This is a genomic window from Mesorhizobium sp. M0587 (genome assembly GCF_040320945.1).
In the GTDB taxonomy this organism is placed as follows: Bacteria; Pseudomonadota; Alphaproteobacteria; order Rhizobiales; family Rhizobiaceae; genus Mesorhizobium.
The window spans coordinates 133,021-157,139 of sequence record NZ_JAMYQP010000006.1 but is presented as its reverse complement, the minus strand read 5'-3'; the positions used below and the strand labels follow the sequence as shown (position 1 = coordinate 157,139).

General features: G+C 63.6%; 19 protein-coding genes. 10 read left to right on the top strand and 9 right to left on the bottom strand.

Annotated elements, in window-relative coordinates; all coding sequences use genetic code 11:
* The first annotated feature begins 3 nt into the window (after positions 1-3).
* A complete protein-coding gene (locus NKI49_RS07995; RefSeq protein ID WP_352599100.1) occupies positions 4-1,071 on the top strand; it encodes an ABC transporter ATP-binding protein in 1,068 nt (355 codons plus the stop codon).
* Between the two features lie 72 nt (positions 1,072-1,143).
* Here the strand turns inward: NKI49_RS07995 and rpmG are convergent, their stop codons facing one another.
* From rpmG to NKI49_RS07955, 8 genes are all read right to left on the bottom strand, one after another.
* A complete protein-coding gene (gene rpmG / locus NKI49_RS07990) occupies positions 1,144-1,311 on the bottom strand; it encodes a 50S ribosomal protein L33 (protein WP_006201775.1) in 168 nt (55 codons plus the stop codon).
* A gap of 437 nt (positions 1,312-1,748) precedes the next feature.
* Positions 1,749-2,207, bottom strand: a complete 459-nt coding sequence (locus NKI49_RS07985) for a YqfO family protein (RefSeq protein WP_027025242.1) — start codon at positions 2,205-2,207, stop codon at positions 1,749-1,751.
* An 89-nt stretch (positions 2,208-2,296) separates the two neighbouring features.
* Positions 2,297-3,475 (bottom strand): MFS transporter, encoded by a 1,179-nt coding sequence (locus NKI49_RS07980; protein WP_027025241.1) that lies wholly within the window; start codon positions 3,473-3,475, stop codon positions 2,297-2,299.
* A 22-nt stretch (positions 3,476-3,497) separates the two neighbouring features.
* Positions 3,498-4,238: an NUDIX hydrolase gene (locus tag NKI49_RS07975; RefSeq protein WP_352599103.1), complete on the bottom strand. Its 741-nt coding sequence runs from the start codon at positions 4,236-4,238 to the stop codon at positions 3,498-3,500.
* A 73-nt stretch (positions 4,239-4,311) separates the two neighbouring features.
* Positions 4,312-4,746, bottom strand: a complete 435-nt coding sequence (locus NKI49_RS07970; protein ID WP_352599105.1) for a DUF983 domain-containing protein — start codon at positions 4,744-4,746, stop codon at positions 4,312-4,314.
* Positions 4,746-7,064 (bottom strand): ribonuclease R, encoded by a 2,319-nt coding sequence (gene rnr / locus NKI49_RS07965; protein ID WP_352599107.1) that lies wholly within the window; start codon positions 7,062-7,064, stop codon positions 4,746-4,748. Before rnr ends, NKI49_RS07970 begins: the two co-directional genes overlap by 1 nt.
* A 5-nt stretch (positions 7,065-7,069) precedes the next feature.
* Entirely contained in the window at positions 7,070-9,709 is a 2,640-nt protein-coding gene (gene topA, locus NKI49_RS07960) for a type I DNA topoisomerase (RefSeq protein WP_352599109.1), read from the bottom strand.
* 355 nt (positions 9,710-10,064) lie between these two features.
* Positions 10,065-10,442: a COG4315 family predicted lipoprotein gene (locus tag NKI49_RS07955; protein WP_352599111.1), complete on the bottom strand. Its 378-nt coding sequence runs from the start codon at positions 10,440-10,442 to the stop codon at positions 10,065-10,067.
* 169 nt (positions 10,443-10,611) lie between these two features.
* Between NKI49_RS07955 and NKI49_RS07950 the strand changes: the two genes are divergently transcribed.
* From NKI49_RS07950 to NKI49_RS07925, 6 genes are all read left to right on the top strand, one after another.
* On the top strand, positions 10,612-11,358 hold the full coding sequence (locus NKI49_RS07950) for a cytochrome c biogenesis CcdA family protein (protein WP_352599113.1): 747 nt from the start codon (positions 10,612-10,614) through the stop codon (positions 11,356-11,358).
* A 166-nt stretch (positions 11,359-11,524) separates the two neighbouring features.
* Entirely contained in the window at positions 11,525-12,901 is a 1,377-nt protein-coding gene (gene glmU, locus NKI49_RS07945; RefSeq protein ID WP_352695595.1) for a bifunctional UDP-N-acetylglucosamine diphosphorylase/glucosamine-1-phosphate N-acetyltransferase GlmU, read from the top strand.
* Positions 12,902-13,090: 189 nt separating this feature from the next.
* Positions 13,091-14,914 carry a glutamine--fructose-6-phosphate transaminase (isomerizing) gene (gene glmS, locus NKI49_RS07940; protein ID WP_352599117.1) on the top strand — a complete coding sequence of 608 codons (1,824 nt, stop codon included), beginning with the start codon at positions 13,091-13,093 and terminating at the stop codon, positions 14,912-14,914.
* A gap of 111 nt (positions 14,915-15,025) precedes the next feature.
* A complete protein-coding gene (locus tag NKI49_RS07935; protein ID WP_352599119.1) occupies positions 15,026-15,307 on the top strand; it encodes a type II toxin-antitoxin system RelE/ParE family toxin in 282 nt (93 codons plus the stop codon).
* 37 nt (positions 15,308-15,344) lie between these two features.
* Positions 15,345-15,644, top strand: coding sequence for a HigA family addiction module antitoxin (locus NKI49_RS07930; RefSeq protein WP_352599121.1), 300 nt, complete (start codon positions 15,345-15,347; stop codon positions 15,642-15,644).
* Positions 15,645-15,723: 79 nt separating this feature from the next.
* Positions 15,724-16,476, top strand: coding sequence for a DUF502 domain-containing protein (locus NKI49_RS07925; RefSeq protein WP_352599123.1), 753 nt, complete (start codon positions 15,724-15,726; stop codon positions 16,474-16,476).
* Here the strand turns inward: NKI49_RS07925 and recG are convergent.
* Entirely contained in the window at positions 16,428-18,536 is a 2,109-nt protein-coding gene (gene recG, locus NKI49_RS07920) for an ATP-dependent DNA helicase RecG (protein WP_352599125.1), read from the bottom strand. The genes NKI49_RS07925 and recG overlap by 49 nt on opposite strands.
* A gap of 92 nt (positions 18,537-18,628) precedes the next feature.
* Between recG and NKI49_RS07915 the strand changes: the two genes are divergently transcribed.
* From NKI49_RS07915 to NKI49_RS07905, 3 genes are all read left to right on the top strand, one after another.
* On the top strand, positions 18,629-18,916 hold the full coding sequence (locus NKI49_RS07915; RefSeq protein WP_352599127.1) for a succinate dehydrogenase assembly factor 2: 288 nt from the start codon (positions 18,629-18,631) through the stop codon (positions 18,914-18,916).
* 74 nt (positions 18,917-18,990) lie between these two features.
* Positions 18,991-22,482 (top strand): transcription-repair coupling factor, encoded by a 3,492-nt coding sequence (mfd, locus tag NKI49_RS07910; RefSeq protein ID WP_352599129.1) that lies wholly within the window; start codon positions 18,991-18,993, stop codon positions 22,480-22,482.
* 235 nt (positions 22,483-22,717) lie between these two features.
* Positions 22,718-24,091 carry a class II 3-deoxy-7-phosphoheptulonate synthase gene (locus NKI49_RS07905; RefSeq protein WP_352599131.1) on the top strand — a complete coding sequence of 458 codons (1,374 nt, stop codon included), beginning with the start codon at positions 22,718-22,720 and terminating at the stop codon, positions 24,089-24,091.
* The last annotated feature ends 28 nt before the right edge of the window (positions 24,092-24,119 follow it).

Genomic DNA, 24,119 nt, shown 5'->3' with positions numbered 1-24,119 from the left:
TCGATGGCCTCTGTCACGCTCGAAAAGGTCCGCAAGGATTATGGCGCCGTCCGGGTGCTGCACGCAGTCGACCTCGAAATCGCCGATGGCGAGTTCGTCGTCCTGGTCGGCCCGTCCGGTTGCGGCAAGTCCACGCTTTTGCGCATGATCGCCGGACTGGAGGAAGCTTCCGGCGGCGAGATCCGCATCGGCGAGCGGCTGGTCAACGACGTCGCGCCGAAGGACCGCGATATCGCCATGGTGTTTCAGTCCTACGCGCTTTATCCGCATATGGACGTGTCGAAGAACATGGGCTTCAGCCTGATGCTGCGGAAGGCCGAGAAGCCGGCGATCGACGCGCGGGTCGACGGTGCCGCCAAGCGACTCGGCCTCGACGCGTTCCTGCAACGCCTGCCGCGGCAATTGTCCGGCGGCCAGCGCCAGCGTGTCGCCATGGGCCGCGCCATCGTGCGCGATCCCAAGGTCTTTCTGTTCGACGAGCCGCTTTCGAACCTCGACGCCAAGCTGCGCGTCCACATGCGCGCCGAAATCAAGGCGTTGCACCAGCAGCTGAAAACCACTTCGGTCTACGTCACCCACGACCAGATCGAGGCGATGACCATGGCCGACCGGATCGTCGTCATGCATGACGGGCTGATCCAGCAGGTCGGCGCGCCGCTCGATCTCTATGACCGGCCGGCCAACATGTTCGTTGCCGGCTTCATCGGCTCGCCGGGCATGAATTTCCTGCCGGCGACGGTTCGCAAGGGCAGGGCGCTCGACGCCGTGCTGGCCGATGGGCAGACGCTGCGGCTGCCGGACGGGTTGCCGCTGGAGGATGGCGACGCCATCACCGTCGGCTTGCGGCCCGAGCATATCAGGCTGGCCGATGACGGTGCGCTGCAAGGCGAGGTGGGGGTCGTGGAACCGCTCGGCCTCTCGACGCAGTTCTACGTCAAGGCGGCCAACCAGCAGCTCTGCGTCTTTGCCATGGGCCGGGCCGGCGTGAAGCCCGGCGACGTCGTGCGTCTGGCGGCCGATCCGGCATCGCTGCACATTTTCGATCCGGCAAGCGGCGATCGCATCGGGTGAGGCACTTCAGCCCCTGGTGAAAACAAAAACGCCGCCCAATGGGCGGCGTTTCGACATTTCCGGAAAACCAGATTACTTGATCTTGGTTTCCTTGAATTCGACGTGCTTCTTGGCGACCGGATCGTACTTGCGGAACGACAGCTTGTCGGTCTTGGTACGGCTGTTCTTGCTGGTCACGTAGAAGAAACCGGTGTCGGCGGTCGACAGAAGCTTGATCTTGATGTTTGCGGCTTTGGCCATGATATCAGTCCGTTGTGTTCGTGGGGTTTTGGCCGCTGAAGCACGGGAAAACACCCGGACGCGGGAAACTTGCCGCGACACATAAACAACGTGCCCGGAAAGTCAAGCCCGGCGACAGCCCGGCGGAGCTTGTGAAGCGGAACGGTCGAACAGCGACAGTCTATTTGCCGAAGTCAGCGCAGTCCGCCGAGCTGCCAATCTCCCCCCTCGTGGGGGAGATGTCCGGCAGGACAGAGGGGGCGCCGTAGAGCGCCGATCTCCCAATTCGCCAGGCCGATCTGGCTCGGCCCATCCTAGATCTTCACCGAACCTGCGCTGCGTGTAGGCCGAAGATTACAGCAAGGCTGGCGGGACAGCGCCCCCCTCTGTCCTGCCGGACATCTCCCCCACTTGGGGGGAGATCGACCTTCATCTCGGATTTCGCCAATCACCAATGCTCACGCGTCCGCTGTGGCTGGCAAGGCGATTTTCTTCCAGTCTCCGGTGGTGTTCCACCAGCGATTCGGGTTGGCCTGATCGTCGAGCCCCTTGGAGCGGCTGGCGAGGATCGGCTGGATGCGGATCACCGGCTCCTGATAGGAGTGCGCCTGGAAAATCGCTTCGACGACGCGGGCGGCCAGCGGCTGGTCGTCGGGCAGCTCGAACGAAACCTCGACCGTTCCAGGACGCCGGCGCAATTCGGTTTCGGCGCCGGCGGCGGCCCCGTCGAGCGGCCTGTAGCGCTCGATGCCATGTGCCGACTGGTAGGCGTTGCGGTCGTATTTGCCCATGGCCAGCGGGGCTATCGCCACCACCGCGTCCATGATGCGGTCGACATCCGCTGCCGGCGCCTGGAAGGTCACAAGCAGCAGAAGCGTCATTCGTAGGGATGTGGTTTCAAAGCCGCTGTCGATCATGGAAGTGTCCTCAACTTCGGATATTGGGACACTCTTTTAACCGGATGCTCCTGACACGGTTATGTCAGGAGCCGCATCGTGCCGTCGCGCTACAGCAGGATCTTGCGGACCAGCCTGATGCTGACCAGGGCGATGTAGGCGGCGAAGAACAGGCCGAGCGACCAGCCGAAGCCGGACGGACCGAACGCATCCATGCCGATGCCGATGGCCTGCGGGCCGAGCACCATGCCGACGCCGTAGCACAGCACGAAGGCGGCATTGGCCGATGCCAGTTCGTGGCCGGAAAGCTGCGAGCCGAGATGGGCAAGGCCGATCGTGTACATGGCCGCGACCACGCCGCCCCAGACGAACAGAAGGGCCGCCATCAGGTGCCAATTCTGGGCGAAGAAGGGCATGAAGATCGTGCCGGCGAGGCCGACGATGGCGCAGGCGAGCAGCAGATAACGGCGGTCGCTGACGCGGTCGCTGATCATGCCGATCGGGATCTGCAACAGCACATTGCCGAGACCGATCATGGTCAGGAGAAGTGCCGCGTCGGCCTCGGAGTAGCCGATGCGGTTGCCGTAGACCGGGAACAGCGCGAAGCCACCGGTCTCGACGGCGCCGAACACCAGCACCGCGAAAGTCGCGGTCGGCACCAGCCAGATGTAGCGCAGGAAGTTGCTGGTCTCGCCGTCGGCCACGATGGTGGGGCTTTCGTTGCGGGCCGCCAGCACCGGTATCGCGGCCAGCGTCACCAACGCGATGATGACGCCAAAAGGCCTGAAACCGGAGCTGCCGAGATGCGCGAACAGCCACGGCCCCGCGGCAAAGCCGAGCGACAGAACGGTCGCGTAGATGCCGAGGACAAGGCCACGCCGGTGCGGCGGCGCCGAGGTGCTGATCCAGAATTCCGACAGGATGAACAGCACCGTCAGCGCGATATGCAGCACGACGCGCAGTGGAAACCACATCCAGAAATCGGGTGCGAAGTGGAAGCCGACGAAGGCCAGCGCACCGGTGGCGATCATGGCGATCATCGTCCAGGCGACACCGAACCGCATGGCGAGCGGCGTGGCCAGCGGCGCACCGGCGATCGAGGCCAGGCCGGCGACCGCCGTGTTGAGGCCGATCATCGAGGCTGAATGGCCGCGCGTTTCCAGGATGACGCTGAGCAGCGGCATGCCGAGGCCGATGGCGATGCCGACGACGCTGATCGACGAGATCGCCGCCACCATCGGTAGCCAGTGTACGCGCTCGTCGCCCTTTTGTTGGGTATCGACCGTCATGTTATGTCTGAATACTCGATGTTTACAGAATTTCGCGGGTGAAGCGGTTGCGGACAAGCCGGTAGAAGGGCACGGGACCGCCCGGACGCAACAGCGGGTCGTGGGCGAGGCGGCTTTCCAGCTCGTCCAGGATCATTCGGGTGATGTCGGGGATGTCGGCTTCCCTGGCCTTGGCAAGCGGCAGCCAGACCAGTTCCTCGAGTTCGTTGGTCGGGCCGCCGCCCGGCAGTTCGACGGCGACGTCGGAGCGCCATGCGCTGAAGAAACGGGTGTCGAAGCGGCGCACCCGGTTGGGCGGCGTGATGGCGCGCGCGATCAAGCGCAGCATGTCCAGGCAGGGTTGGACGCCGTGTTCGGCAAAGCCTTGCCAATCGGCCCTTGCGGTGGCGAACGCGCCTTTGCGGCCGATCAGCAATCCGGCTTCCTCGTAGGTCTCGCGGATAGCCGACAGGGCGATAGCGCGGGCCCGCGCCGCGCTTGTGCGGCCAGGACCGGCGATGAGCTTTGATTCCTGCTCGGGATGCAGCGCGGTCGCCGCGGGAATGCGGCTGTCCGCCGGGTCGGTACGGCCGCCGGGAAACACGAACTTGCCTGGCATGAAGGCGTGGCCGGCACTACGGCGACCCATCAACACCCGGACCTCGTCGCCCTCGCGGTCGAGCAGGATCAGGGTCGCGGCGTCTCGTGGACGAATCGCCCGGCCGCCATGCGTGGCCAGACCCTTGTCGATCTTGTCGACCTCCGCGTTGGTCATACCATCCATGCGCAGGACCTAGCGGAAACGTCTTGCATGCGAAAGTAGCCTTGACGATTGGCATGTTGCGCCAGGCAGCACCTCAGGCACCGGGGTGGGGCTCAGCCACGTCGTGTTCGCCACCAAAACCGTGCATATAGAAGGCCCATTGCAATCCGATGACGGCACCTTTCACCGGTTGCAGCAGGGCAACCGACAGCAGGATGGTCAGCGGTACCCAGATGGCGATGTGCTGCCAGGTGGAAAGCGTCGACGTCGCCTCCACGCCCATGAAGGCACCGAGAACGATATGGCCGACGATGACGATGACAAGATAGGCGGGCAGGTCATCGGCGCGATGGTGGTGAATTTCCTCGCCACAGACATTGCAGGTCTCGACGGCCTTGGTGAAGCCGCGAAACAGCTTGCCTTCGCCGCAGTTCGGGCAGCGGCCGAGCATGCCGCGCTTCATGGCCGTCCACAGCGGGCGGGCAACCCGGCCCGAGTGATGCTCGCCGCCAAAAACCTGTTGTTCCATCATCGTCTCCTGCCGCGCGGACCCGATCGCGATTGCGACGCGCGGGCGCGGCCCTTGGCCTTGTGAAACGACCTTTTGGAGCCCGGCAGGGGCTTCGGGTCGGTCAACATCTCGAAGCGCATGGCACCTGCCATGGGCGCCACCTCGACGAGCCGGACCTCGACCCGATCCGCGAGCTGGTAGCCCTTGCCCGAGCGTTCTCCGTACAGGGAGCGAGCCGTTTCATCGTATATATAGTAATCACCGCCCAGCGTTGACACCGGGATGAAACCATCCGCGCCATACTGCGGCAATTGGACAAATAGTCCCGATTTGGTGACGCCCGAAATGCGGGCGTCGAAACGGTCGTCGATCCGCTCGGCCAAATAGGCGGCGATCAGCCGGTCGACCGTATCGCGCTCGGCCGCCATTGCACGGCGTTCCGTGCCGGAAATCAGCACCGAAACATCCTCGAGCCGCGCTTCCTCGTCCTGCGTCAGCCCGCCCGGGCCGAGGCCGAGTGCGGCGATAAGTCCGCGATGCACGATGAGATCGGCGTAGCGGCGGATCGGCGAGGTGAAATGCGCATAGCGCCTGAGGTTCAGGCCGAAATGGCCGATGTTCTTCGGCGAATATTCGGCCTGGCTCTGCGAGCGCAGCACCACCTCATTGACCAGGCCTTCATTGTCGGCCCCGCGCACGCGCTCGAGAATACCGTTGAACTGGGCAGGCCGCATCTGCGCGCCGCGCGCCAGCGACAGGCCTAGCGTCTGCAGAAATTCGCGCAGCGATTCCTGCTTGGCCATCGAAGGCTCGTCATGGATGCGGAAGACCAACGCCTGCTTCTTGGCCTCCAGCGTCTCCGCGGCGGCGACATTGGCCTGGATCATGAATTCTTCGATGAGCTTGTGGGCGTCGAGCCGTTCCGGCACGACGACGCGATCGACCGTGCCGTCGGGCTTCAGCAGTATCTTGCGCTCCGGAAGATCGAGTTCGAGCGGCTGGCGGCCATCGCGTCCGCGCTTGAGGATCGCATAGGCATCCCATAGCGGCTTCAGCACCGCGTCGAGGATCGGACCGGTCTTGTCGTCAGGCACGCCGTCGATCGCCGCCTGCGCTTGCGGGTAGGCGAGCTTGGCCGCCGATTTCATCATGATGCGGTGGAAGGAATGCCTGATCTTGCGCCCGTCCGCCGAAAAAACCATGCGGACCGCCAGCGCCGGGCGATCCTGGCCTTCGCGCAGCGAGCAGAGATCGTTGGAGATGCGCTCGGGCAGCATCGGCACGACGCGGTCCGGGAAATAGACCGAGTTGCCGCGTTTCAGCGCCTCGCGGTCGAGTGCCGTGCCGTGGCGGACGTAAGCAGCGACATCGGCGATGGCGACCGTGATGAGCACGCCGCCAGGGTTCTTCTCATCGGCATCGGGTGTGGCGAACACCGCGTCGTCATGATCCTTTGCGTCGGCCGGATCGATGGTGACCAGCGGCAAGTCACGCCAGTCCTCGCGATGATCCATTGTCGCGGGCTTGACGGCTTCGGACTCAGCGATGACGTCGGCCGGGAAGATGTGCGGAATGTCATGTGCGTGGATGGCGATCATCGAGACCGCTTTTTCGCTGGTCAGCGAGCCCAGCACGTTGAGTACTTTTGCTCTCGGCAATCCATAGCGGGAGGCTCGCGCGGGCTCGACCTCGACCAGGTCGCCGTTTTTGGCGCCGTTCTGGAATTCCTTGTCGACGATCAGTTCCGGTTGACGCCGCTCCACCGGCTCGATGCGCAAGCTGCCGTCCTGAAGCACGCGAAAAACACCGAGAACGGCATCGCTGCGCTTCTCGAATATCTTCACCACCCGTCCGGTGTAGGCCGGGCCGCCCAGGGCGACATTCGTGTCGTCGGCGGGAAAAGTCTTGGCCAGCACGCGGTCGCCGATGCCCGGCGCCGGTCCGCCGCCACTGCGCGACAGACGGATGGAAACAATGGGTGGCGGTCCATTGGCGGTGTGTTCGGTGGGACGCGCCAGCAGCACGCCGTCGGCGTCTCGGTCAAAAATGTCGAGTACCGTGACATGGGGCAGGGCGCCGACGCGGGCCAGCCGCTTGCGCTCCTTGGTCAGGACGCCTTCATCCTGCAGGTCGCGCAGGAGATCCTTCAACCAGATGCGATCGTCGCCACGCAAGGCGAACGCCTTGGCGATATCACGCTTTCCCGCGCGATCGGGATTTTCGGCGATGTAGCGCAGTATCTCGTCGCGCGACGGCCGGTAGTCGTCCTTGACCTTGGCCCTCGTGTCGGCGGTGCGCGGATCGCCGTGGCCTCGTCCGGTGATCTTGCGCGCCACGACGGCTATCCTTTTTTCTTTGCGGCCGGCTTCTTGGCGGCCGGCTTCTTGGTTGCGGGCGCCTTCTTGGCTGCAGGCGCTTTGGCCGCGGCCGCCTTGCGGAACGGCTTCTTGCCGCCACCGCCCTTGGCTTCCTTCTCGGCAATCAGCGCCAGCGCATCGTCCATGGTCACCGACTGCGGATCCTTGCCCTTGGGCAACGTGGCATTGACCTTGCCGAAATTCACGTAAGGTCCGTACTTGCCGTCGCGCACGACGATCTTGCCGCCGCCATCCGGATGATCGCCAAGTTCCTTCAGCGCCGCCGGCGTGCCGCCATTGCGGCCGCCCTTGCCCTTGGACTGCTTCTCGGCGATCACCGTGACGGCGCGATTGAGACCGATGGAGAACACGTCCTCGATGCTGTCGACATTGGCATAGGTGCCATCATGCAGCACGAACGGACCATAGCGGCCGAGCCCGGCCGAGATTATCTTGCCGGTTTCCGGGTGCTTGCCGACATCGCGCGGCAGGGAAAGCAGGGCAAGCGCCTTTTCATGGTCGATCGAATCGGGCGTCCAGCCCTTGGGCAGGCTGGAGCGCTTGGCTTCCTTGCCGTCGCCACGCTGGATGTAGGGGCCGAAGCGGCCACTGCGCAGCGTGATCTCCTCGGCGGTGTAGGGATCCTTGCCGAGCACCTTGGTGCCGTCCTCGCCGCCGCCATTCTCGCCATTCGGGTTGGCGGCGTCGCCAAGCTGGCGGGTGAAGGAGCATTCGGGATAATTCGAGCAGCCGACGAAGGCGCCGAACTTGCCGAGCTTCAGGGAAAGATTGCCGGTGCCGCATTTCGGGCAGATGCGTGGATTGGAGCCGTCCTCGCGGGCGGGGAAAACCAGCGGCGCCAGTTCCTCGTTCAGCGCATCGAGCACGTCGGTGACGCGCAGTTCCTTGATGTCGGCGACGGCGCCGGAGAAATCCTTCCAGAAGTCGCGCAGCACGTCTTTCCAGGCGAGCTTGCCGTCGGAAATCTCGTCGAGCTTTTCCTCAAGCGATGCGGTGAAGTCGTATTCGACGTAACGCTCGAAGAAGCTTTCAAGGAATGCCGACAAAAGGCGGCCCTTGGCCTGCGGGACCAGCCGGCGCTTGTCGATGGTGACGTAGTCGCGGTCCTCGAGCGTCTTCAGGATCGCCGTGTAGGTCGACGGTCGGCCGATGCCGAGTTCCTCCAGCTTCTTGATCAGCGAAGCCTCGGAATAGCGCGGCGGCGGCTCGGTCGTGTGCTGGGTGGCATTGATCGCCTGGCGGGCAAGCTGTTCTCCGGCACGGATTTCGGGCAGGCGGCGGTTTTCCTCGTCGTCCGCGTCGTCATCCTTCTGGTCGGTGTAGGCGGCGATGAAACCGTCGAAGCGGATGACGGAACCGACAGCGCGAAGTTCGGCGGTGCGGGCGCCGTTGATCGCTTCGATCTCGACGGTGGTGCGTTCGATCTCTGCCGGCTGCATCTGGCTGGCGATGGCGCGCTTCCAGATCAGTTCATAGAGCCGCGCCTGGTCGGCATCGAGATATTGCCTGACCGATGCGGGGGTGCGCATGAAATCCGTCGGGCGGATCGCTTCGTGCGCTTCCTGGGCGTTCTTGGCCTTGGTCGTGTAGAGGCGCGGCTTTTCCGGCAGATATTTTGGGCCGAATTCCTTGCCGATCGCGTCGCGGGCGGCGTCGATCGCCTCGGGCGCCATCTGCACGCCGTCGGTTCGCATATAGGTGATCAGGCCGGTGGTCTCGCCGCCGATCTCCATGCCTTCATAGAGGCGCTGGGCCACCTGCATGGTGCGGCTGGCCGAAAAGCCGAGGCCTGACGAGGCGGCCTGCTGCAGCGTCGAGGTGGTGAAGGGCGGGCCCGGATTGCGCTTGGTGGGCTTGGCTTCGACGGACTGCGCCTTGAAGGTCGCACCTTCGAGCATCGCCTTGATGTCGTCGGCCTGCGCCTTGTTGGAAATGTCGAGCTTTTGCAGCTTCTTGCGCTCGAACGCCGTCAGCCGCGCCTCGAAATTCTCGTTGCGCGGCGTGCCGAGGATCGCGGCGACCTGCCAGTATTCCTCGCGGATGAAGCGCTCGATCTCGGATTCTCGGTCGCAGACCAGACGCAGCGCCACCGATTGGACGCGGCCGGCCGAACGGGCGCCAGGCAGCTTGCGCCACAGGACCGGCGACAGCGTGAAGCCGACGAGATAGTCGAGCGCGCGGCGGGCGAGATAGGCATCGACCAGCGGCGCATCGATCTGGCGCGGATTGGCCATCGCCTCCAGCACGGAAGACTTGGTGATGGCGTTGAAGACGACGCGGCTGACCGGCTTGTCCTTCAGCGCGCGCTTCTGCTTGAGCACCTCCAGCACATGCCAGGAGATGGCTTCCCCTTCGCGATCCGGGTCGGTGGCGAGGATCAGGCCGTCGGCATCCTTGACCGCCTTGGCGATGTCGGCGAGCCGCTTGCCCGAGGCGGTGTCGACCGCCCAAGACATGGCGAAATCCTCGTCCGGGCGCACCGAGCCATCCTTGGCCGGCAAATCACGGACGTGGCCGAACGAGGCCAGAACCTTGTAGTTCTTGCCTAGGTATTTGTTGATGGTCTTCGCTTTGGCCGGCGATTCGACGACGACGACGTCCATGAGGTCTCATATCAACTGTGATGCGGCAGAAGAATTCCGCTGCGCGCGACGAAATCTCGGTTCTGTTCGTCGCTCACATGGCCGCGCTTTTGCATCCGGTCAAGGGGAGGCGCCCAAATTGCCGGACGGTCCGCAGCAATACACTCTAAGAGTGTATGGAGAACATCACAGAATTCCGGTCGAGGGACTCTGCGCGGCGGTATCGGCGGAAACGACCTGCTTCATTTCAATCGAGTCGCGGAAAACCAGGGCCGACATACAGCGGTTTGCCATAGCGCGTCGGACAAAAGCCGGCCGCCGGGATGTCCCGGCGACCAGCCTTGTCCAGCCAGCAGGCGGGAAACGGTATCGAGGACTAATCGGCCTTGACGATGTGCCAGACACCGCCGACGCCGTCACCGCTCACGTCACCAGCCTTCTTGTCCTTGATGAAGGTGTAGACCGGCTTGCCGTCATAGGCCCACATCCTGGTGCCGTCGGTGCGGTCGACGACGTTCCATTCGTCGTCCGCCTTGCCGCCGGCCTCGGCCTTCAGCGGCGGCCAGTTGGTGGCGCATTTGTCGTAGCAGTTGGTCTTGCCCTTCTCATCCTTGTCATAGGTATAAAGCGTCATGCCGTTGGCGTCGGTGTAGATCTTGGTGCCACCGACCTCGGCTTCCTTCCATGCCTCGGCGGCGAAGGATGCGGCGGTGCTGAGCAAGAGCGCGGCCAGCCCTGCGGTCATGGTTTTCATGGAAATCTCCCTGGGTGATGTGGAAGAGGCGCGGGAAATCGCGGCCTCACAGCATCAACGCCAGCGGCCCGTCGTTTCTTCCTGACAAGCAGGATCTTGCCAACACAATGGTGATTGGTGGACAAGGCTGCGCGTCGCTATATCAGCCACGGCATTGGAGTTTTTGGGAATGGCATTGGACATCGGCTATGTCAGCGCGGTCGGAGCGGGGGCGATCTCGTTCCTGTCGCCTTGCGTGCTGCCGCTGGTGCCGCCCTATCTCTGCTACATGGCCGGCATCTCGGTCGACGATTTCCGCGGCAATGCCGGCGTGACGGCAAGGCAAGGCACGCGGGGCGCGCTCATCTATTCCTCGATCGCCTTCGTGCTCGGCTTCTCGACCGTGTTCGTCGCGCTGGGCGCCGGCGCCTCGACCATCGGCCGGCTGCTGCGCGTCTGGCAGGAGCCGCTGGCGATGGGTGCAGGCGTGCTCATCATCCTGATGGGCCTGAATTTCCTCGGCATTTTGCGTATCCCGCTGCTGTCGCGCGAGGCGCGCTTCCAGTCGCAGGGCAAGCCGGCAAGCCTGCTTGCTACCTACGTCATGGGGCTGGCCTTCGCCTTCGGCTGGACGCCGTGCATCGGCCCGGTGCTCGGGCCGATCCTGACGCTGGCAGGCGGACGCGAAACCGTGGGCGAGGGCGCGCTGCTGCTCGCCGCCTATTCGCTTGGGCTGGGCATACCGTTCCTGATCGCCGCGCTGTTCTCCGGCGCCTTCATGCGCTTCCTCGGCAAATTCCGCGTCCATCTCGGTCGCGTTGAAAAGGCCATCGGCGCGCTGCTGGTGGTCGCCGGCGTGTTCTTTCTCACTGGCGGCGTGCAGACCATGTCGTACTGGCTGCTGGAGAATTTCCCGCTGCTGGGGCGGTTGGGATAGGTGCTGGGCGGATGAGCGCCGCTTGGGCTCGGCAATGAACAACAGACCCGCTGATTAAGAGCCAACTGCTATCCACCATCTCACCGGAATTTAACCGCATTGGTGCAGCATGGCGCCACTGCTAGCATGCTTTGATTCCCAACCCTTTTCATATGGTTGTCCATCCATGAGCCAGAGATCCTGCCTGTCCGTCATCCTCGCCGCCGGCGAAGGCACGCGTATGAAGAGTGCGCTGCCGAAGGTTCTGCACCAGATCGCAGGTCTGCCGATGGTCGCTCATGTGGTGAAGGCGGCCGAAGCCGCCGGCGCCGGTAGCCAGGCGCTGGTGATCGGCCACGGGGCGGAGGAAATGCGCAAGGCGGCTGCAAAGTTCGCGCCGAAGGCGGAGAGCTTCGTGCAGGAGAAGCGCCTCGGCACCGCGCATGCGGTATTGGCAGCGCGCGACGCGATATCAAGGGGTTATGACGACATCCTGGTGATGTTCGGCGACACGCCGCTGATCGACGCGGACGCGCTCACCATGGCGCGGCTGAAACTGGCGGAAGGCGCCGCCGTCGTGGTGATCGGCTTCCGCCCGCCCAGTCCGACCGGTTATGGCAGGCTCATCGAAACAGCCGGCAAGCTCACCGCCATCCGTGAGGAAAAGGACTGCTCCGCGGAGGAGAAAAAAATCGGCTTCTGCAATGCCGGCATGATGGCGGTGGCCGGCAGCCAGGCACTGAGGCTGCTAGATGCGGTCGGCAACAACAATGCCAAGGGCGAGTATTACCTGACCGACATCGTCGAGATCGCCAGCGCCAGGGGACTCGACGTCGTCGCCACCGAAGCCAGCTTCGAAAGCGCGCTCGGCATCAACAACCGCGCCGAACTGGCGCAGGCCGAAAGCATCTGGCAGGCACGCCGGCGGCATGAGGCGATGCTGTCGGGCGTGACGCTGATCGCGCCGGAGACCGTGCATTTCTCGCACGACACCCAAATTGGCGCCGACACGATCGTCGAGCCCAATGTCTGGTTCGGTCCGGGCGTGAAAATCGCCACCGGCGCCAGGATCCACGCCTTCAGCCATATCGAAGGCGCCACTATCGCAGCGAATTGCGATGTCGGGCCGTTCGCGCGGCTGCGGCCGGGCGCGGATCTCAGGACCAAGGCAAAAGTCGGGAATTTCTGCGAGGTCAAGCAGGCCGTCATCGAGGAGGGCGCCAAGGTCAACCACTTGACCTATATCGGCGATGCCCGCATCGGCGCGGGCGCCAATATCGGCGCCGGCACCATCACCTGCAACTATGATGGTTATTCGAAGTTCTTCACCGATATCGGCGAGGGCGCTTTCATCGGGTCGAACTCCTCGCTTGTGGCGCCGGTCACGATCGGCAAGGGCGGCTACGTCGCCTCGGGCAGTGTGATCACCGAAAGCGTGCCCGACGATGCGCTCGCCTTCGGCCGCGCCCGTCAGAAGACCATCCCCGGCAAGGGCAAGGAGGTGCGCGAGCGCTTTGCTTCGGCCGCGGCCGCGAAGAAGAAGGCGGCCGGCGCGGACCACTAGCGCTCAGCCGGCGGGTTCGCGTCTTTGCCAATCGAAAACCCGAACGATTGCAGTAACCGGATTGCAAGAGCGCTCTGTCATGGTGCAGAAGCGTTCGTTATACGCAACGAAATGCAAAGTGACTTTCGCGGCAGGCCGGCCATCCCTAAGTAAGCGCTGGTTTTCCATGGGGAATCGGGGACTGTCTGCATGTGCGGTATCGTTGGAATCGTCGGCCACTCGCAGGTTGCGCCGCTCATCGTCGACGCGCTGAAGCGGCTCGAATATCGCGGCTACGACTCGGCCGGTGTCGCCACCATCGAGCACGGCCAGCTTGCCCGCCGGCGCGCCGAGGGCAAGCTGATCAACCTCGAGCGCCGGCTCAGGGATGAGCCGTTGGACGGCACGATCGGCATCGGCCACACGCGCTGGGCCACGCATGGCGTGCCCAACGAGACCAATGCGCATCCGCATTTTTCCGATGGCGTCGCCATCGTTCATAACGGCATCATCGAGAATTTCGCCGAACTGCGCGACGAGTTGATCGGCGACGGCTATTCTTTCTCGTCGCAGACCGACACCGAGGTTGTCGCCCATCTGGTGGCGCGGGAACTCGCCAAAGGTCTGAAGCCGGTCGAGGCCGCGCACCAGGCGCTGAAGCGGCTGGAAGGCGCCTTCGCGCTGGCGATCATGTTCAAGGGCGACGACAACCTTATCGTCGGTGCACGCAATGGCCCGCCTTTGGCTGTCGGCCATGGCGATGGTGAGATGTTCCTCGGATCGGATGCGATCGCGCTCGCCCCGTTCACCAATTCGATCACCTATCTCGAAGACGGCGACTGGGCGGTGGTGCGCCGCGACAGCGTCGCGATCTTCGATATCGACGGCCGACAGGTCGAGCGCAAGCGCCAGCAGTCGCTGTCGACCAGCTTCATGGTCGACAAGGGCAACCGGCGCCATTTCATGGAAAAGGAAATCCATGAACAGCCCGAGGTGATCTCGCACACGCTGGCGTACTACGTGGATTTCGTCGGCGGCGTCTCGAAGCCTCTCGATCTGCCGTTCGATTTCGCGGAGATCAACCGGCTGGCGATCTCGGCCTGCGGCACCGCCTATCTCGCCGGACTGATCGGCAAATACTGGTTCGAGCGCTATGCGCGGCTGCCGGTCGACATCGATGTCGCCTCGGAATTCCGCTACCGCGAGATGCCGCTGTCGGCGAACGATGCCGCCTTCTTCATCTCGCAATCGGGCGAGACCGCCGACACGCTGGCTTCGCTACGCTATTGCCGCAAGGCCGGCATGAAGATCGGTGCCGTCGTCAATGTCCGGGAATCGACCATGGCGCGCGAATCCGACGTCGTGCTGCCGACGCTCGCCGGTCCGGAGATCGGCGTCGCGTCGACCAAGGCCTTCACGTGCCAGCTTTCGGTGCTGGCGTCGCTCGCCGTGCGCGCCGGGGTGGCGCGCGGCACGATCTCGAAGGAGCAAGAGAAGATATTGGTGCGCGAGCTTTCCGAAGCGCCGCGCTATGCCAACCAGGTGCTCAAGCTCGAAGAGCAGATCGAACGGATCGCGCGGGAAGTGTCGCGCTACTCCGATGTGCTTTATCTCGGCCGCGACACCAATTTTCCGCTGGCCATGGAAGGCGCGCTGAAGCTCAAGGAAATCTCCTATATCCACGCCGAGGGCTATGCCGCGGGCGAGTTGAAGCATGGGCCGATCGCGTTGATCGACGAGAACATGCCGGTCATCGTCATCGCGCCGCACGACCGCATCTTCGAAAAGACCGTGTCCAACATGCAGGAAGTGGCGGCGCGGGGCGGCAAGATCATCCTGATCACCGACAGCAAGGGCGCTGCACAGGTAAGCGTGAAGACGATGGAGACGATCGTGCTGCCGGACGTGCCGGAAATCATCTCGCCGATCGTCTACGCGCTGCCGATCCAGATGCTCGCCTATTTCGCCGCGGTGTTCATGGGCACCGATGTCGACCAGCCGCGTAATCTGGCGAAATCGGTGACGGTGGAATAGGCGCCGACAAATCTCGTTTCGGGGCCAGCCGCGGCAAAAAAGCATCGCTCAGTGATACATCTTGCTTGCGTCCGTCCTGTATCAATGTATGATACAAGCGAGGGGTGAGCGTTGATCGTTTCGTTCAAAGGCAAGGCGGTGCAAGCGGTCGCCGAGGGCAGGGCGCCGAAAGGCTTTCCGTCCGATCTCATCGTCCGTGGCGAGCGCCGCCTCCGTGCAATCGAAAATGCCATGCAACTAAATGACCTTCGATCGCCGCCCGGAAATCATTTAGAAGCTCTGAAAGGAGGCCGCGTCGGACAGCATTCAATTCGCATCAACGACCAGTGGCGTATCTGCTTCAGATGGACCACTGCTGGCGCTGAAGATGTGGAGATCGTCGATTATCATTGAGCGGGCATTTGCCCTGAATCGTTGAGGACCCTGAACTATGCTCAAGTTCGCACGTCCAGTTCATCCTGGAGAATTCCTACGGGAAGAGTATCTCGTTCCGCTTGGCATGAGTGCCGGTGCGCTGGCGAAAAAACTCAATCTGCCGCGCACCCGTATTGAACGCATTGCCAAGGAGGAGATCGGTTTGACCCCCGATACCGCCCTTCGCCTTGCCAGATTTTTCAACACTACGCCCGAGTTTTGGATGAATTTTCAGCAAGCTTACGAGCTTGAGACCGAGGCGAGGAAATTGGCATCGGAACTCGAAAAGATCGAACCACTGGAAGCGGCGGCATAGTTGGCTTTTAAAAACTTCGCAGTTCCAAACGGTCTCGCTGTTCACTAATCTGCGCTGCAACCCGCGCTCCCGGTGAACCATGTCCGATGCTCCGAAGACCTCAGGCATGACCCGGCTGAGGAACTATTTCCTCACAGGTTTCGTCGTTTGCGCGCCGCTGGCGATCACCGCCTATATCGCCTGGTCGTTCATCGGCTGGGTCGATTCCTGGGTAAAACCCTATATTCCGGCACGCTATAGCCCCGACACCTATCTGTCGTTCCCGGTGCCCGGCTTCGGGCTGATCGTCGCCCTGATCCTGACCACGCTGATCGGTTTCCTGACCGCCAACATCGTCGGCCGCGCCATCGTCAATTTCGGCGAACGGCTGCTTGGCCGCATGCCGCTGGTGCGCGGCATCTATGGCTCGCTGAAGCAGATTTTCGAGACCGTGCTGTCGAACAAGGGCGACATGTTCCGGCAAGTCGGGCTGGTCGAATATCCGCGCAAGGGCGTCTGGTCGCTGGTCTTCGTCGCCAGCGAGAAGGAGACCGAGATCAATCAGAAGCTCGATCAGGAAGGCGATCCGCTGATCGCCGTGTTCATGCCTTGCACGCCGAACCCGACCACCGGATTCCTGATGTATGTGCCGAGGTCCGACATCGTGCTGCTCGACATGACGATCGAGGACGGCGCCAAGCTGATCGTCTCGGCTGGACTGGTTGCGCCCGAGGTGAAGGCGAAATTGGTGACGCTGAACGGCGAACCGATCAACGGAACTGTGGCCAATCCGCCGCTAGGGCCTCATCCGGCACGCAGGAGCCGCACCGCTTCGTCGCGGCCGAACAAATAGAGCAGCAGGCGCAACGCCTCGCCCCGATCGGATTGGAGTTCGGGGTCGCCGGACAGGATCAGCCTCGCATCGTCGCGGGCCGCCTCCAGAAGATCGGCATGCGCCTCGATGCGCGCCACCTGGAAACCCGGCGTGCCGGACTGGCGGGTGCCCAGCAACTCGCCTTCGCCGCGCAGCTTCAGGTCTTCCTCGGCGATCAAGAAACCGTCCTCGGTCTCGCGCATCACCGAAAGCCGGCGTTTTGCGGTCTCGCCGAGCGGGTCCTTGTAGAGCAATACGCAGGACGAAGGCTTGTCGCCGCGTCCGACACGGCCGCGCAACTGGTGCAACTGGGCCAGGCCGAACCGCTCGGCATGTTCGATGACCATGACGGTGGCATCGGGCACGTCGACGCCGACCTCGATCACGGTGGTGGCGATCAGGATGCGCGTGTCGCCTTGCTTGAAGGCGCGCATTGCCTCGTCTTTCTCGGCACCCTTCATGCGGCCGTGGACGAGACCGATGCGGTCGCCGAACAACGGCTTCAGCGAGGCGTAACGGTCCTCGGCCGACATAAGCTTGATCTCTTCGGATTCCTCGACAAGCGGACAGATCCAGTAGATCTTCTGGCCGCCGGCGACGGCTTCGACCATGCGGCCGACGAGTTCGTCCAGCCGTTCGAGCGGCAGCGTGACGGTGCGGATCGGCTGGCGGCCGGCCGGCTTTTCCGTCAGCTTGGAAACATCCATGTCGCCGAACGCGGTCAGCACCAGCGTGCGCGGGATGGGGGTTGCCGTCATCACCAGCATGTCGGGCGCGTCGCCCTTGGCGGTGATGGCAAGCCGCTGATGGACACCGAAGCGATGCTGCTCGTCGATGACGGCCAGGACGAGGTCGTGGAAGGTCACCGTCTCCTGGAACAGCGCGTGGGTGCCGACGACGATGTCGATCCCGCCGCTCGCCAGGCCGGCCAGCGTGTCGGCGCGTTCGCGGCCTTTTTCGCGGCCGGTCAGGATGGCGATGCGCAGCCCGGCCTTGGCGGCCAACGGCGCGATCGTCGCCAGATGCTGGCGCGCCAGGATTTCGGTCGGCGCCATCAAGGCTGCCTGGCCGCCGGCCTCGACCGCGCGCGCCATGGCGAGCAGGGCGACGACCGTCTTGCCGGAGCCGACATCACCCTGGAGCAGCCGCAGCATACGTTCGGGATCGGCAAGGTCGGCGTTGATCTCGGAGAGCGCGAATTCCTGGCTTGCGGTCAGCGAATAGGGGAGTGCGGCGCGCAATTTCTCGACGACGCTGCCGTCGCCGACCAGGGGACGGCCGGACAGGCGGCGGATCTTTGCCCTGACCAGCGCCAGCGAGACCTGGCCAGCGAGCAATTCGTCATAGGCGAGGCGTCGCCAGGCAGCACCGTCGACGGAGACATCGAGCGGGTCCGCCGGATTGTGGATGCGGGCGAGCGCGTCGCCAAAGGCCGGAAAGCTCTGCCGCCGCATGAAGGCGCCATCCTGCCATTCCGGCAATATGGGCAAGCGCGCGAGTGCCTGGCCAATTGCCCGGCGCAGCACCTTGCCCGACAGCCCGGCGGTGAGCGGATAGACCGGTTCGACCAGCGGCAGGTTCTCGGCTTCGCTGGCGAGCGCGATATGGTCGGGGTGGACCATGGTCGGGCGGCCGTTGAACCATTCCATGCGGCCCGAGACCACGACATGCTCGCCCACAGGCATCGCCTTTTCAAGATAGGCGGCATGGGCATGGAAGAAAGTCAGCCCGATCTCGCCTGTGTCATCATGGGCAAAGACCCGATAGGGCACCGACCTGTTGCCGCGCGGTGGCGGCTGATGGCGGTCGATGCGCACATCGAGCGTGACGATCTGGCCTTCGGCCGAACCGGCAATACCCGGACGGCTGCGGCGGTCGATGACGGTGTGCGGAAGCACGAACAAAAGATCGCCGGCGCGCGCGGCGCGATCGCCGAGATCGGCCGCTACGACCTTCTCGATCAGCGCGCCGACCTTTGGCCCCACACCGGCAAGCGAGGTAATCGGGACAAACAATGGATCGAGGATGGAAGGGCGCATGATGTCAGCTTATGTTGCGACGGCCGCAGCGCAAGGCTGACAGCCCCTTCTATCCACGCTATATGCGCCGCAGCAAGCGAGGATGCGGCACGATGACGGGAACGAAACGATCAAGCGAGGGGCTCGACGCCCACCGCCGCAAGCTTTTGTTCCGGTCCTGGCATCGCGGCATGCGCGAGATGGATCTGATCCTCGGCAGCTTCGCCGATGCCGAGATCGGCGCCTTGACCGATGACGAAATCGACCAATATGAGAGGCTCCTCGACATTCCCGACACCGAATTCCTGCCGCTGATTACCGGCGAACGTCCAGTTCCGGCGGATATCGATTGTGCCGTCCTGCAAAAAATCCTGGCATCCCGCCGGACCATGACTTTCTGAACACACAAGCAATTCCAGGAAAAGTGCGAAGCGGTTTTCCCGTCCGGAATTGCGACAAACAAGACAGTGATTTGATGAGTCTCATTCCCACCATTGGCCTGCCGAAAGGCCGTGCCGGCCAGTTCATCGTCGACGGTGTCGCCGATGGCTATGAAGCATTCGCGCTGGTGCAGGCGGCGCATGAGATCGCGCCCGGCAAGCCGGTGCTGTTCGTGGCGCGAGATGGCCAGCGCCTGCCGGCGATCATCGAGGCACTGTCCTTCGCTGCACCCGGCCTGCCGGTGCTGGAACTGCCGGCCTGGGACTGTCTGCCCTACGATCGCGTCTCTCCTGGCTCGGACGCCGCCGCCAAACGCCTCGATGCGTTGTCCGCCATGATCGCGCTGTCGAAGAAGCCGCACCGTGCCGTCATCCTCACCACCGCCAATGCGCTGCTGCAGCGCATTCCGCCGGCGGACCTTGTCGAAGCGCAGACCTTTCATGCCAGCCCGGGCAACCAGATCGACATGAACGCGCTCGTGTCACGGCTGGAGACGTCCGGCTTCGAACGGGTGCCGACGGTGCGCGGCATCGGCGAGTTTGCGGTGCGCGGGGGCATCCTCGACCTGTTCGCCCCCGGCTGGACCGAGGCGCTGAGGCTCGATTTCTTCGGCGACACGCTGGAATCGATTCGTGTCTTCGATGCCGCCACCCAGCGCACCACCGGCCAGCGCAAGTCGATGGCGCTGCAGGCGATGAGCGAGGTGGCGCTGACGCCCGAGACTATCAGCCGCTTCCGCCGCGCCTATATCGAGGCGTTCGGTGCGCCCTCGCGCGACGACGGGCTCTACGCGGCGGTCAGCGAAGGGCGGCGCTTCGCCGGCATGGAACACTGGCTGCCGTTCTTCTACGAGCGGCTGGAAACGGTGTTCGATTATCTGCCGGACACGCCTGTCGTGTTCGATCATCTGGCGCATGAGGCGCTGGCCGAACGCCATACGCTGATCCTCGATCACTACGAGGCCCGCAAGAAGCAGGCCGACAGCGCTTTGAAGGATGCGGTGCCTTACAAGCCGGTGCCGCCGGAGCTGCTTTACCTCTCGCCGGAAAACCTGATCGCTTCGCTCGGGCCGCGCGAAGCGATCGATTTCTCGGCCTTCGACGCCCCTGATGCCGGCGCGAAGAAAGTCTACCATGCCGGCTCGCGTCATGGCCGCAGCTTCGTCGAGGAGCGCGCCGACCCGAACGTCAATGTCTTCGACGCCGTCGTCAAGCACATCGCCGACGAGCGTGCCGCGGGCCGGCGCGTCATCATTGCCGGCTGGACCGAAGGCTCGCTCGACCGGCTTGGGCAGATCCTGGCCGAGCACCATCTCGGCAATCTCAAGCAGGTCGACACGCTGGCGGAAGCGCAAAAGCTCGAGCCGGGGCAGGCGGCTCTTGCGGTGCTGCCGCTCGAATCCGGCTTCGAGACCGAAAAACTGGCTGTCGTCGCCGAACAGGACATTTTGGGCGATCGGCTGATCCGGCGCTCGAAGCGCAAGAAGCGGCCTTCCGACTTCATCGCCGAAGCCTCGGCGCTGTCGGCCGGCGACATCGTCGTCCACGCCGACCATGGCATCGGCCGCTTCATCGGCCTGCGCACCATCGAAGCGGTCGGCGCGCCGCATGATTGCCTCGAAATCCATTACGCCGGAGACGACCGGCTGTTCCTGCCGGTCGAAAACATCGAGCTACTGTCGCGCTATGGCTCGGAATCGGCCGAAGCGACGCTCGACAAACTCGGCGGCGGCGCCTGGCAATCGCGCAAGGCGCGGCTGAAGAAACGCCTGCTCGACATGGCCGGGCAGTTGATCCGCATCGCCGCCGAACGGCAGATGCGCGCCGCACCCGCGCTGGTGCCGGCGGAAGGCCTCTATGGCGAGTTCGCCGCTCGTTTTCCCTATGAGGAAACCGACGACCAGCAGACGGCGATCGATTCGGTTCGAGACGACCTTGGCGCCGGCAAGCCGATGGACCGGCTGATCTGCGGCGACGTCGGCTTCGGCAAGACCGAAGTGGCGCTGCGCGCCGCCTTCATCGCGGCGATGGAAGGTTTTCAGGTCGCGGTGGTGGTGCCCACAACGCTGTTGTCGCGCCAGCATTTCAAAACGTTTTCGCAGCGCTTTTCCGGCCTGCCGATCCGTATTGCCCAGGCGTCGCGGCTGGTCGGCGCCAAGGAGCTGGCGGAAACCAAGAAGGGCATCGCCGAGGGGCAGGTCGACATTGTCATCGGCACGCATGCGCTGCTCGGATCCTCGATCTCGTTCAAAAGCCTTGGCTTGCTGATCATCGATGAGGAGCAGCACTTTGGCGTCAAGCACAAGGAACGGCTGAAGGACCTGAAATCCGATGTGCATGTGCTGACGCTATCGGCGACGCCGATCCCGCGCACGCTGCAACTGGCGCTGACAGGGGTGCGCGAACTGTCGCTGATCGCCACGCCGCCGGTCGACCGCATGGCGGTGCGCACCTTCATCTCGCCTTTCGATCCGCTGGTGATCCGCGAAACGCTGCTTCGGGAGCGCTATCGCGGCGGCCACTCCTTCTACGTCGTGCCGCGCATCAGCGATCTGGCCGAAATCCAAGATTTCCTGAGAGAATCCGTGCCCGAGCTGAAGGTAGCGGTGGCCCATGGCCAGATGCCGCCGGGCGAACTCGACGACATCATGAACGCCTTTTACGACGGCCAGTATGACGTGCTTTTGTCGACGACCATCGTCGAATCCGGCCTCGATATCCCGACCGCCAACACGCTGATCATCCATCGCGCCGATATGTTCGGCCTGTCGCAACTCTACCAGCTGCGCGGGCGCGTCGGCCGCTCGAAGGTGCGGGCATACGCGCTGTTCACGCTGCCGGCCAACCGCAAGCTGACCGACACCGCCGAGCGCCGGCTGAAGGTACTGCAATCGCTCGACACGCTGGGAGCAGGCTTCCAACTCGCCAGCCACGATCTCGATATCCGTGGCGCCGGCAATCTTCTGGGCGAAGAACAGTCCGGCCATATCAAGGAGGTCGGCTTCGAGCTCTATCAGCAGATGCTGGAAGAGGCCGTGGCCGAGGTGAAGGATTCGCGCGACGTCCAGGATGGCGGCTGGTCGCCGCAGATCGCCGTCGGCACGGCGGTTATGATCCCGGAAAGCTACGTGCCGGACCTTCAGCTCAGGCTGGCGCTCTATCGCCGGCTTGGCGACCTCGAAACCACCGAGGAAATCGACGCTTTCGGCGCCGAATTGATCGACCGTTTCGGTCCGCTGCCGGATGAAGTGAAGTATCTCCTGAAGATCGTTTTCATCAAGGCACTATGCCGCAAGGCCAATGTCGAGAAGCTCGACGCTGGGCCGAAAGGGGTCGTCATCCACTTCCGCAAGCGCGAGTTCTCCAACCCGGTCGGACTGGTCAAGTTCATCGGCGAGCAGGGTTCGCTGGCCAAGATCCGGCCGGATCAGAGCGTCGTTTTCGCCCGCGACTGGCCGACTGCCGAAAAACGGCTGGCCGGGTCCGCGGTAGTGATGACGCAGCTGGCGCGGCTGGTGGCGGCCTAGAAAGGCATCATCCCGCTGCTTCGTGATCGAGCAGCCGCCAGATCGAGCAGCCGCCATTCGCCACGCGGCCAAATCCGGTCTAGAATAGGAAATCGGCTTCGTGTATGGAGCCGCGATCCCCATACGGGGCCGGTTGGCGGGCGATGGCGCCCGCCTGTTTGTTTGACGCAATTCCGGACGGAAACCGTTTCTCACTATTTCCTGGGATTGCTCGGAAAGAGCGTTGGGTGCAGCGATGACGAAATGGTCGCCGAATTCGTGGAGAGCAAAGCCGATCAAGCAGGTTCCTGCCTATCCGGACCTTGCCGCGCTGAAGAATACGGAAGCCCAGCTTGCAACGTTTCCGCCGCTGGTTTTTGCAGGCGAGGCGCGCAAGCTGAAGAAGCAGCTGGCAAGCGTTGCCGCCGGCGACGCATTCCTGCTCCAAGGCGGCGATTGCGCCGAGAGTTTTGCCGAGCATGGCGCGGATAATATCCGCGACTTCTTCCGCGTCTTCCTGCAGATGTCGGTGGTGCTGACTTTCGCCGGCTCGCAGCCCGTGGTGAAGGTCGGCCGCGTCGCCGGCCAGTTCGCCAAGCCGCGTTCGTCCGACAACGAGACCAAGGGCGAAGTGACGCTGCCCAGCTATCGCGGCGACATCATCAACGGCATCGAGTTCGATGCCAAATCGCGAATCCCCGATCCCGCCCGCCAGGAAATGGCGTACCGCCAGTCGGCGGCGACGCTCAACCTTTTGCGCGCCTTCGCGCAGGGCGGCTATGCCAGCCTGGAGAACGTACATAGCTGGATGCTCGGCTTCGTGTCCGACAGCCCGCAGGGCGAGAAATACGAGTCGCTGGCCAACCGCATCACCGAGACGATGGACTTCATGAAGGCCGTCGGCATCACCTCGGAAACCAACTATGCGCTGCGCGAGACCGATTTCTACACCAGCCACGAGGCATTGCTGCTCGGCTATGAGGAGGCGCTGACCCGCGTCGATTCAACCTCCGGCGATTGGTATGCGACTTCAGGCCACATGATCTGGATCGGCGACCGCACGCGCCAGCCGGACCACGCCCACGTCGAATATTGTCGCGGCATCAAGAATCCGCTCGGCCTGAAATGCGGTCCGTCGCTGACGCCGGACGGGCTGCTGGAATTGATCGACCTGCTCAACCCGGAGAACGAGCCGGGCCGGCTGACGCTGATCGCGCGTTTCGGCTCCGACAAGGTCGCCGACTATCTGCCGAAGCTGGTGCGCGCGGTGCAGAAGGAAGGTCGCAGCGTCGTCTGGTCGTCGGACCCGATGCACGGCAACACGATCGAGGCCGCCGGCTACAAGACGCGGCCGTTCGACCGCATCCTGAAGGAGGTGCAGACCTTCTTCGAGGTGCATCGCGCCGAAGGCACGCATCCGGGCGGCATCCATGTCGAGATGACCGGCAAGAACGTCACCGAATGCACCGGTGGCGCGCGCGCCATCACGGCCGAGGAGTTGCAGGACCGCTACCACACCCATTGCGACCCGCGCCTCAATGCCGACCAGGCGATCGAACTGGCTTTCCTGGTGTCGGATCTGCTGAAGAAGAGCCATCCGGTGCAGCACAAGCAGGTCGTGAACGGTTAAGCTTGATTTCGGTCTGAACTGTTGATGG

Coding starts and splice junctions, on each gene's coding strand:
- NKI49_RS07995 (WP_352599100.1), top strand. CDS start 4: ATGGCCTCTGTCACGCTCGAAAAGGTCCGCAAGGATTATGGCGCCGTC.
- rpmG (WP_006201775.1), bottom strand. CDS start 1,311: ATGGCCAAAGCCGCAAACATCAAGATCAAGCTTCTGTCGACCGCCGAC.
- NKI49_RS07985 (WP_027025242.1), bottom strand. CDS start 2,207: ATGATCGACAGCGGCTTTGAAACCACATCCCTACGAATGACGCTTCTG.
- NKI49_RS07980 (WP_027025241.1), bottom strand. CDS start 3,475: ATGACGGTCGATACCCAACAAAAGGGCGACGAGCGCGTACACTGGCTA.
- NKI49_RS07975 (WP_352599103.1), bottom strand. CDS start 4,238: ATGGATGGTATGACCAACGCGGAGGTCGACAAGATCGACAAGGGTCTG.
- NKI49_RS07970 (WP_352599105.1), bottom strand. CDS start 4,746: ATGGAACAACAGGTTTTTGGCGGCGAGCATCACTCGGGCCGGGTTGCC.
- topA (WP_352599109.1), bottom strand. CDS start 9,709: ATGGACGTCGTCGTCGTCGAATCGCCGGCCAAAGCGAAGACCATCAAC.
- NKI49_RS07955 (WP_352599111.1), bottom strand. CDS start 10,442: ATGAAAACCATGACCGCAGGGCTGGCCGCGCTCTTGCTCAGCACCGCC.
- NKI49_RS07950 (WP_352599113.1), top strand. CDS start 10,612: ATGGCATTGGACATCGGCTATGTCAGCGCGGTCGGAGCGGGGGCGATC.
- glmU (WP_352695595.1), top strand. CDS start 11,525: ATGAGCCAGAGATCCTGCCTGTCCGTCATCCTCGCCGCCGGCGAAGGC.
- glmS (WP_352599117.1), top strand. CDS start 13,091: ATGTGCGGTATCGTTGGAATCGTCGGCCACTCGCAGGTTGCGCCGCTC.
- NKI49_RS07930 (WP_352599121.1), top strand. CDS start 15,345: ATGCTCAAGTTCGCACGTCCAGTTCATCCTGGAGAATTCCTACGGGAA.
- NKI49_RS07925 (WP_352599123.1), top strand. CDS start 15,724: ATGTCCGATGCTCCGAAGACCTCAGGCATGACCCGGCTGAGGAACTAT.
- recG (WP_352599125.1), bottom strand. CDS start 18,536: ATGCGCCCTTCCATCCTCGATCCATTGTTTGTCCCGATTACCTCGCTT.
- NKI49_RS07915 (WP_352599127.1), top strand. CDS start 18,629: ATGACGGGAACGAAACGATCAAGCGAGGGGCTCGACGCCCACCGCCGC.
- mfd (WP_352599129.1), top strand. CDS start 18,991: ATGAGTCTCATTCCCACCATTGGCCTGCCGAAAGGCCGTGCCGGCCAG.
- NKI49_RS07905 (WP_352599131.1), top strand. CDS start 22,718: ATGACGAAATGGTCGCCGAATTCGTGGAGAGCAAAGCCGATCAAGCAG.